The following is a 9,943-nucleotide window of genomic DNA, read 5'->3' as shown; positions in this document are numbered from 1 at the left end:
CCTCATGCACCGACGCCGCCGACTCGACGTCCAGATGCACACCAGTACTACGGAACCCAATCTGACGACCCACGAGGCAACACCCTTTCGAACGAATCAGGTGTTGCAGCGATCACTTGAGCCTGCCACCAAAAAGCCCGCCCTCACCGCAGTCTCGGCTACCTGATCAGCTACCAGGCGTCTCCGTCGCGCCAGTCGCACATCAAACCCGCGGAGGCGTCCAGGCTGACCCCGACCGGCAGCACGAACACCGAGCCGTCGTCGTCGGGGGTGCGCGTCGGGCCGCCGGGCGCCAAGACCGACGTCGGGCCACGCCACGGCAACCAGCCGCGCACCGTGTAGAGTCGCCGCCCCCGGTCCGAAGAACTCAGTGCGCCAGCCGGATAGCCGCCGCGGATCACTTGCTCGCACGCGTCGAGGATCGCGATTGCCAGCCCTTGGCCGCGCCAGTCCTCCCGCACCGCGACGGCTTCGACGTAGCCGCAGCGCAGCGCGCTGCCACGGTAGATGAGCCGCCGTTGCACCACCGCGCCGTGCGCGACGATCGTGCCGTGATGCCAGATCAGCGCATGCATCCCGCCCAGCGCGTGGTCCCAGTCGATGTCGGTGAACTCACCGGCGAACGCGTCGACGACCATTTGATGGGCGCTCTGCCGGGTCTCGTCGTCCAGATCGGCTGTGTGAACCAGGCGAGCTGTGTGTACCTGGGCGTGCACACTTCCCGGTTTACCAGGCCGACTGGCTCCCGGCAGCAGAAATCAGCGGAGACCTGGGCCGTGCCCAGTGCAGACGCACATGCTGTCCGGGCCGCACCTGGGCCACCTTGTCGATGTCGTCGTCGGTGACCACTCCGGCTACCGGATAGCCGCCGGTGACCGGATGGTCTGGCCCCAGGATTACCGGTAATCCGTTGGGGGGGACCTGAATCGCACCGCGGGTGGCTCCTTCGCTGGGCAATTGACGATCTGGCCAGCGGTGTCGCAGCGGGCGTCCCTCGAGTTGCATCCCCACCCGGTCGCTGCGGTCGGAGACCATCCAGATCGTGCGCACCAGGGCGTCGGGATCGACGAGCCAGTCGTCTCGCGGCCCGGGCACCACGAGCAGTTCCACCAGATGCTCGCTGATTGCCGCCACCGGAGCCTGGTCGAGTTCGGGGTAGTCGTCGGCGGGCTCGCCGACTGGCAGGACATCGCCGGGCCGCAGCGGCAGCGGCCCGATCGCCGACATCACGTCGAAGCTGCGCGAGCCGAGCACCGGCGTGACGTCGATGCCGCCCCGGACACCCAGATAGCTGCGTACGCCCGAATACGGCGCACCCAGCGAGATCACCTCGCCGTCGCGAACATGGTGAATGCTGTTGTTGCCGAACACGACCCCGTTGACGGTGGGGTCGGTGTCGGCGCCGGTCACCGCGATGTCGACGTCCCCTCCGCGGACTCGGGCCGAGAAGCCGCCGAAGGTCACCTCGATCGTGGCGCGGTCGTCGGGGTTGGCCAAAAGCCGGTTGGCCAGCGTGTGGGAACGACGGTCCGCGGCGCCCGACCGGGTGACCCCGAGGTGGGCCAGGCCGACCCGCCCGAGATCCTGGATCAGTGCCAACGGCCCGGTGCGCAGGATTTCCAGGGTTGTCACCAGAGGTCCTCCTATGCGGCTCGGAACTGGACCGACATGCCCGACGTCAGCAGCGCGGGGTTGGGCCGGTCGATGTCCCACAAGACCGCGTCGGTGTGACCGATCAACTGCCACCGGCTCGGTGACCGGCGCGGATAAATGCCGCTGAATTCTCCCGCCAGCGCAACCGAACCGGCCGGCACCGACGCACGCGGATCGGACCGCGGCGGCACCTGCAGCCGCGGGTCGCCGCCGACCAGATACCCGAAGCCCGGCACCAAACCGCCGAACCCCACCAGCCACGGCGTGGTGGTGTGGGCGTTGATGACCTGAGCCGTCGTCAGCCCGCTGCATTCGGCAACCTCGGCGAGGTCGGCACCGTCGTAGACGACATCGATCACCACATCGACCCGGCCATCCGGCGCGGTGGGTGGGGTGGCGTCCGGACCCACTTGCAATGTGCGCAAGCGGTGCCGCACGACGTCCTGGTAGCGGGGCCCGTCGAGTTTCACCAGCACGGCGCGCGGGGACGGGACGATGTCGAGCACACCGGGCAGGCCCGCCTCGCGCAGTGCAGCTGTCCACGCCAACACGTCGCCGGTGCTGTCGAACTCCAGTAGCAGCGCGTGGTCACCGTAATCGCGGACGGTGTCGGCCACCATCAGATCCATTGCGACGCTCATTACTCGACGGTAACCCCGGGTTGCGGCCGCGGCGAGGGATCTTCGAGCACTGCCAGAGGTGCCTTAGCGAACGCTCAGACGCCCAGGCTCTTGGCGATCAGCGGCGGCAATTGGCCGGCCACCACCGGATAGCTCAGCGGCGAAGCGAACGCGATCGCTCCGGCGAGATCCTTGGTGGTGAATATGCTGCGCGCCTGCAGTGACCCCACGTCCGGGTCGGCCAGCAGGGCATGCTGATCGTCGTCGCTGTCGGTCGTCCAGATCAGGAGGTCGGCGGCTTGCAGCACCGGCCGGATTTGTTCGCGCGGAATGAAGGCGCGCTGCGGATCGACCGTGAATGACGTGATGCTATCGGCGATGACCAGGCCCATCTGGGTGAGGAACTCGGTGCGCCAGCCCGTTGTGGCCACCACATTGTCTTGGTACAGCCTGCCCTGCAGGAGCAGCGCCTTCTTGTCCTTGAATTGCGGGTTTTGCTGTGCGGCCGTGGCGAATTTCTGGTCGACGCCGTCGATCAGGGACTTCATTTGGTCGCCCTGGAATACCGCCTGGCCAATGGCGTTGGCCTGATCCTTCCACGGCTCAAAGAACGCATCGCCGTCCGACTGCGGGATGGTCGGGGCGATCGCGGACAGTTTCTGGTAGGTGTCGGCGTCTACGCCGGCATTGGTCGCCACGATCAAATCGGGTTTCAAACCGGCGATCTGGTCAACCTGGATTCCGTTGTCGAGGCTCAGCACAACCGGTTTGGCGTCGCCGAGTTTGGGCTGGGCCCACGGCCACACCGCGAACGGTTCGTCGCCGAACCAGCCGGTGAGCGCGATCGGCACGACGCCCACCGCAAGGAGGTCGTCCTGTCCGGTGTAGCCGGCACTGACGACCCGGTTGGGCGGTGCGGGGACGGTGGTTTCACCGAAGATATGGCGAATCGTCACCGGCTTGCCGCCCGCGCTGCCGGACGGCTTATGCGACGAGCAGGCGGCGGCCGCCACCAGCGCAGCGCCGCCCGCGCCGAGGAATCCGCGCCGACTCCATTGCTGCTGCATACGCTGCGACCTTACGTGCCGTATCCCCCGCCGCCGGAGGTTTCGATCGCCAGCACGTCGCCGGGTTGGACCTCGGTCGAGTCGCAGCCGGCCAGCTCGACGGTGCGGCCGTCGGCGCGCTCCACCCGGTTGCGGCCCAGCTGCCCCGGTGAGCCGCCGGCCATGCCGTAGGGTGCGATCCGCCGGTGCCCCGACAGCGTGCTCACCGTCATCGGCTGGCGGAACTCGATGCGACGGATGGCGCCGTCGCCGCCACGCCATCGTCCGGTGCCGCCGCTACCGCGGCGGACGGCGAACTCGCGCAGCAGCACCGGGAAACGCCACTCCAGCACTTCGGGATCGGTGAGCCGGGAGTTGGTCATGTGGGTCTGTACGACGGACGCGCCGTCGAACCCGTCACCGGCCCCGGAGCCCGATCCCACGGTTTCGTAGTACTGATGCCGCTCGTTGCCGAACGTGACGTTGTTCATCGTCCCGGCACCTTCGGCCTGCACGCGCAGTGCGGCCAACAGTGCGCCGGTAATCGCCTGTGAGGTTTCGACGTTGCCGGCGACGACGGCGGCCGGGTATGTCGGCGCCAGCATCGATCCGTCGGCGACCACGATGTGCAACGGGCGCAGACAGCCGTCGTTGAGCGGGATGTCGTCGTCGACCAGCGTCCGGAACACATAAAGCACCGCGGCCCTCACCACCGAGGTCGGCGCGTTGAAGTTGGTGTCCAGCTGCGGTGAGGTTCCGGTGAAATCGATGGTCGCGCTGCGACCGGCGCGGTCAACCGTGATACGAACGACGATCGTCGCGCCGCAATCCATGCCGTAGCGGTATTCGCCGTCCTCGAGCTTGTCGATGACCCGGCGAACCGCCTCCTCGGCGTTGTCCTGGACATGGCGCATGTAGGCCTGCACGACATCTCGCCCGAAGTGGTCGATCATCTTGACGACCTCGTCGACGCCTTTCTGGTTGGCGGAGATCTGGGCGCGCAGGTCGGCGAGGTTGGTGTCGGGATCACGCGATCCAAACCGTGCGTCGGTGAGCAGACGCCGGGTTTCGGTTTCCCGGAATTCTCCGTTCTCGGCGAGCATCCAATTGTCGAACAGCACCCCTTCCTGGTGGATCTCGTGACTGTCGGCAGGCATGGAACCCGGTGTGATTCCGCCGATTTCGGCATGATGCCCGCGAGAGGCCACAAAGAACAGAACGTTTCTGTCGGTGCTGTCGAAGACCGGGGTCACAACCGTGATGTCCGGCAAATGGGTACCGCCGTGGTACGGGTCGTTGACCGCGTACACGTCGCCGGGTTTCATCTGCCCGGCGCGCCGGCGCAGCACCTCTTTGACGGTGCCGCCCATCGAGCCCAGATGCACCGGGATGTGCGGCGCGTTGGCGACGAGATTGCCGCACGCGTCGAAGAGTGCGCAGGAAAAGTCCAGCCGCTCACGGATATTCACCGACTGCGCGGTGGCCTCGAGCCGGGTGCCCATCTGTTCGGCGATCGACATGAACAAGTTGTTGAATACCTCCAGCAGCACCGGATCGGCCCGGGTGCCCGCATCGGGCGCCGCGGGGGCGACCGTCCGCTCGACGAGCAGATGCCCGGACGATGTCATCGCCGCCTGCCAGCCGTCGTCGACCACGGTGGTGGCGTTGGCCTCGGCGATGATCGCCGGGCCAATGACGATGTCCCCCGGCCGTATCCGCTCCCGGTAATGCAGGGGGGCGTCGCGCCAGGACCCACCCGAGTAGGCGGGTACGGTTTCCACCGGGCCGGCGGTGTCGGGACGCTGCTCTCCCAGGTGTGACAGATCGGGTTGCTCGGTGAGCCCGATCGCCTCGACCGAGATCGCTTCGGCGATCAGCGGGCGATCCATCAAAAACGAATACATGGCCCGGTGGACGGATTCGAAAGCCTTAATCATTTCCGCCATTGCCTTCAAATCGACTCCGATCGCGGTATCGGTTCCGTCGTAGCGCAGATGCGCCCGCCGGATCACCCGGACCTGCGCGGCTCCGACACCCTCGTCGGCCAACTCCGCCCGGGCGGTCTGCTCCAGGGCATCCGCGACCGTGGTCAATCTGTCGGAGGCTGAGGCTTCGAGTGCAACCTGCACGGCTTGTTCGCGCATCACGGTGGTATCGGCCAGGCCGATCCCCAGCGCCGACAGCACCCCGGCCATCGGTGGGACGAGCACCGTGCGAATGCCCAGCGCGTCGGCAACCGCGCACGCGTGCTGTCCGCCCGCACCCCCGAACGTGGTCAGGACGTAACGCGTGACGTCGTGCCCCTTTTGGACGGAGATCTTCTTGACCGCGTTGGCCATGTTGGCCACCGCGATTTGCAGGAACCCCTCGGCGACCTGCTCGGGTGTGCGGTCGTCGCGGGTGTGCGCACGGATGTCTGCGGCCAGGTCGGCGAAGCCGCGCCGCACCGCCTCGGCATCCAGCACCTGGTTGCCGTCGGGGCCGAACACGGCGGGGAAATGCGCGGGCTGGATGCGGCCCAGCATCACGTTGGCGTCGGTGACGGTGAGCGGCCCGCCGCCCCGGTAGCAGGCCGGACCGGGGTCGGCACCCGCCGAGTCCGGGCCGACCCGGTAGCGGCTGCCGTCGAAATGCAGGATCGAGCCGCCGCCCGCGGCGACCGTGTGGATGTCGAGCATCGGGGCCCGCAGTCTGACCCCGGCCACCTGCGTGGTGAATACCCGCTCGTATTCGCCGGCGTAGTGCGACACGTCGGTGGAGGTGCCGCCCATGTCGAAGCCGATGACACGGTCGAACCCGGCCAGTGCCGACATCCGCACCATGCCGACGATCCCGCCGGCCGGGCCGGACAGGATCGCGTCCTTGCCGCGGAAGTGTCGGGCCTCGGCCAGCCCTCCGTTGGACTGCATGAACATCAGCCGCACGCCGGCCAGCCGATCGGCCACCCGGTCGACGTAGCGGCGCAGCACCGGCGACAGGTAGGCGTCCACGACGGTGGTGTCGCCGCGCGGGATCAGTTTGATCAGCGGGCTGACCTGGCAGGACAGTGAGATCTGGGCGAAGCCGATCTGTTCGGCCAGCTTGCCGATCTCCAGTTCGTGCGCCGGGTACAGGTAGCCGTGCAGGCAGACCACCGCGACCGCGCGGATGCCGTCGGCGTGCGCGTGCCGCAGCTCATTGCCCAGTGCCTGCAGGTCCGGCTCGCGCAGCACCGCACCGTCGGCCATGATCCGCTCGTCGACCTCGACGACCCGCTCGTAGAGCATCTCCGGCAGCACGATGTGCCGGTCGAAAATACGCGGACGGTCTTGGTAGGCGATGCGCAGCGCGTCGCCGAAACCCCGGGTGATCACCAGCAGCGTGCGCTCACCCGTGCGCTCCAGCAACGCATTGGTCGCCACCGTGGTGCCCATCCGCACGCCGTCGATCGGAGCGGATTCGTCGTCAGCGATCAGCTCGCGGATGCCGGCTACCGCGGCATCGCGATAGCGTGCGGGATCCTCCGACAGCAGCTTGTGGGTCACCACCCGCCCGTCCGGCCGGCGCGCCACGATGTCGGTGAACGTGCCGCCCCGGTCCACCCAGAACTGCCAGCCCGTCACTGGTGGGGCCCCTTCGGCCAGGGGCTGTAGTCGACGATCAGGTCCTCCTGTGGCGGGCGCTGGTCGGTCGGTACGTGCTGCAGGTTGATCCGGATCCGGTACCAGATCGAACTCGGCCCGCGCATGCCGTCGACGAGGACGTCGGCCGACTGTAGCCGATCGGCCGCCACCCGATGGCGCTCGCACCAGATGTCCAGCGCGGCCATTGCCTCGTCTTTGGTCTTGGTGCGGGCGATTTCGATGAGCGGCATTGTCGAGACGCGGCGCCCGTCGCGACTCTTGCGTTTCGGAGGTTTCTCGGCCGGGCCCAGCTCCTCGGCCAGGGCCAGCAGCGGGCCAAGGTCGCCGGCGGCGTCTCCTTTCGCCAAGTCCATGGCTTCCCACGGGTCGCCGATGTCGGCGTATCGCTTCGGCACGGTGGTCAGGGTGAACGCTTCGGGGTCGCAGTCGGCGAGCTCGTCCCAACCCAGCGGCGTCGACACCCGCGCATCCGGAGTGGCCCGCACCGAATAGGCCGACGCGACCGTGCGGTCTTTGGCGTTCTGGTTGAAGTCGACGAACACGCCCCGGCGTTCTTCCTTCCACCACCGGCTGGTCGCCAGGTCCGGCGCCCGTCGCTCGACCTCGCGTGCCACCGTCTGCGCGGCGAGCCGCACCTGCCGAAACGGCCAGTGCGGCCTGATGCGCCCGTAGATATGGAAGCCGCGTGACCCCGACGTCTTGGGCCAGGCGGTCAACCCATGGTCCTCGAGCACCTCGCGGGCCACCACGGCGACGTCGACGATCTGCCGCCAGCCGACGCCGGGCATCGGGTCCAGGTCGACCCGCAGCTCGTCGGGATGGTCGAGATCGTCGGCGAGCACCGGATGCGGGTTGAGGTCGATGCAGCCCAGATTGATCGCCCAAATCAAGCCTGCGGCGTCATGGATGACGGCTTCGGCGGCCGAGGTACCCGACGCGTAACGAAGTTCGGCAACGTCCACCCAGTCGGGCCGTTTCGCCGGAGCCCGCTTCTGGAAGATCGCCTCGGCCTCGATGCCCTTGACGAAGCGTTTCAGGATCATCGGACGACCGGCCACCCCACGCAGGGCGCCCTCGGCGACCGCCAGGTAGTAGCGGACCAGGTCCAATTTGGTATGGCGGTGATCCGGGAAAATCACCTTGTCCGGGTGGGTTACCTCGACCTGGCGTCCGTCCACTTCCAGGGACACCGGACCGGCCATGGATTCAATGGTATTGGCGGAAAATTTCGGGCCCCGCCGAACTGCGACGCGGGTCACATATGGTGGGTTCATGCCTAACCTCATTGACCCATTCGGGGCCGTGGCCAAAGTGCAGCAGTATGCCGAGCGGGGCTTGGCCGAGTTGCATTACCTCCGCAAAATCATTGAATCTGGTGCGTTCCGGTTGGAGCCGCCGCTGAACTACGCGGCGATGGCAGCCGACATCCGCAAGTGGGGTGAGTTCGGGATGCTGCCGGCGCTCAACGCCCGGCGCACTCCGGACGGCGCGGCGCTCATCGACGAAGAGGGGACACTCACCTATAAGGAGCTCGACGACGCGGCCAACGCGGTCGCGCACGGTCTGCTGGATAAAGGTGTGCGCGGTGGCGACGGTGTCGCGATCCTGGCGCGTAACCACCGCTGGTTTTGCGTCGCGGAGTTCGGGTGCGCACGCGTCGGCGCTCGCATCATCCTGCTCAACAGCGAGTTCTCCGGACCCCAGATCAAGGAAGTGGCCGAGCGCGAAGACGCCAAGTTGATCATCTACGACGACGAATACACCAAGGCCGTCAGCAAGGCCGACCCGCCGCTGGGCAAACTGCGGGCGCTTGGGGTCAACCCCGACTCTGACGAACCGTCGGGCAGCACCGACGAGACGCTGGCCGATCTGATCGCCCGCAGCAGCGGCGCGCCGGCGCCCAAGGCCACCAAACATGCGTCGATCATCATCCTGACCAGCGGCACCACCGGCACCCCGAAGGGGGCCAATCGGAGCACACCGCCAACGCTGGCGCCGGTCGGCGGCATCTTGTCGCACGTTCCGTTCAAAGCCGGCGAGGTCACATCGCTGCCGTCACCGATGTTCCATGCGCTGGGCTTCTTGCACGCCACCATCGCGATGTTCCTCGGTTCGACGCTGCTGCTGCGGCGCCGGTTCAAGCCGCCGTTGGTTCTGCAAGACATCGAGAAGCACAAGGCGACGGCGATGGTCGTCGTCCCCGTGATGCTGTCGCGCATCCTCGCCGCGATGGAACAGCTGGAGACCAAGCCCGATCTCTCCAGTCTGCGGATCGTGTTCGTGTCCGGCTCGGCGCTGGGTTCCGAGCTGGCCGAACGCGCACTCGAGGATCTCGGCCCGGTCATCTACAACATGTACGGCTCGACGGAGGTCTCGTTCGCCACCATCGCCGAGCCCAAACACCTGGAATTCAATTCGTCGACGGTGGGGCCCGTCGTCAAGGGTGTGAAGGTCAAGATCTACGACGACAACGGCACGGAGCTGCCCCAGGGGAAGGTCGGGCGGATCTTCGTCGGCACCAGCTTCCCGTTCGAGGGCTACACCGGCGGCGGCAGCAAGCAGATCATCGACGGCCTGCTGTCCTCCGGGGACGTCGGCTACTTCGACGAGAACGGTCTGTTGTTCATCAGCGGCCGCGACGACGAAATGATCGTGTCCGGCGGAGAGAATGTCTTCCCCGCCGAGGTCGAGGACTTGATCAACGGACATCCCGACGTCGTCGAGGCCACCGCGATCGGAGTCGAGGACAAGGAGTGGGGACACCGGCTGCGCGCTTTCGTGGTCAAGAAACCCGACGCCAGCATCGACGAGGACGGCATCAAGCATTACGTGCGGGATCACTTGGCGCGTTACAAAGTTCCGCGCGAAGTGGTGTTCCTCGACGAGCTGCCGCGCAACCCGACCGGAAAGATCCTCAAGCGCGAGCTGCGGGAGATGGAGGTCTAGTTTCCGTCGCGAGCGTCCCCATCTCGGCGCGAGCGTGCGTGTCGCCGGTCGACAC

General features: G+C 67.1%; 7 protein-coding genes. 1 reads left to right on the top strand and 6 read right to left on the bottom strand.

What is annotated here, in order from left to right:
* Positions 1–170: 170 nt before the first annotated feature.
* The 6 genes from ACRDTL_RS14920 to ACRDTL_RS14895 form a co-directional block, all read right to left on the bottom strand.
* Complete coding sequence (locus ACRDTL_RS14920) at positions 171–716, bottom strand: GNAT family N-acetyltransferase (RefSeq protein WP_431507478.1); 546 nt, start codon at positions 714–716, stop codon at positions 171–173.
* Between the two features lie 10 nt (positions 717–726).
* The gene (locus ACRDTL_RS14915; RefSeq protein WP_431507477.1) at positions 727–1,632 is read right to left on the bottom strand and encodes a 5-oxoprolinase/urea amidolyase family protein; all 906 of its coding nucleotides are present in this window, start codon (positions 1,630–1,632) and stop codon (positions 727–729) included.
* 11 nt (positions 1,633–1,643) lie between these two features.
* On the bottom strand, positions 1,644–2,282 hold the full coding sequence (locus tag ACRDTL_RS14910; RefSeq protein WP_431507480.1) for a 5-oxoprolinase subunit B family protein: 639 nt from the start codon (positions 2,280–2,282) through the stop codon (positions 1,644–1,646).
* 86 nt (positions 2,283–2,368) lie between these two features.
* Entirely contained in the window at positions 2,369–3,340 is a 972-nt protein-coding gene (locus tag ACRDTL_RS14905; protein ID WP_431507476.1) for an ABC transporter substrate-binding protein, read from the bottom strand.
* An 11-nt stretch (positions 3,341–3,351) separates the two neighbouring features.
* The gene (locus ACRDTL_RS14900; RefSeq protein ID WP_431507475.1) at positions 3,352–6,921 is read right to left on the bottom strand and encodes a hydantoinase B/oxoprolinase family protein; all 3,570 of its coding nucleotides are present in this window, start codon (positions 6,919–6,921) and stop codon (positions 3,352–3,354) included.
* A complete protein-coding gene (locus ACRDTL_RS14895; RefSeq protein ID WP_431507479.1) occupies positions 6,918–8,153 on the bottom strand; it encodes a DNA polymerase domain-containing protein in 1,236 nt (411 codons plus the stop codon). Before ACRDTL_RS14895 ends, ACRDTL_RS14900 begins: the two co-directional genes overlap by 4 nt.
* 61 nt (positions 8,154–8,214) lie before the next feature.
* Between ACRDTL_RS14895 and fadD2 the strand changes: the two genes are divergently transcribed.
* On the top strand, positions 8,215–9,888 hold the full coding sequence (fadD2, locus tag ACRDTL_RS14890) for a long-chain-fatty-acid--CoA ligase FadD2 (RefSeq protein WP_431507474.1): 1,674 nt from the start codon (positions 8,215–8,217) through the stop codon (positions 9,886–9,888).
* The last annotated feature ends 55 nt before the right edge of the window (positions 9,889–9,943 follow it).

Source organism: Mycobacterium sp. (assembly GCF_050700595.1).
Taxonomy (GTDB): Bacteria; Actinomycetota; Actinomycetes; order Mycobacteriales; family Mycobacteriaceae; genus Mycobacterium.
Note: the sequence above shows the minus strand (reverse complement) of the source record. Positions and strands in the feature narration are given on the sequence as shown.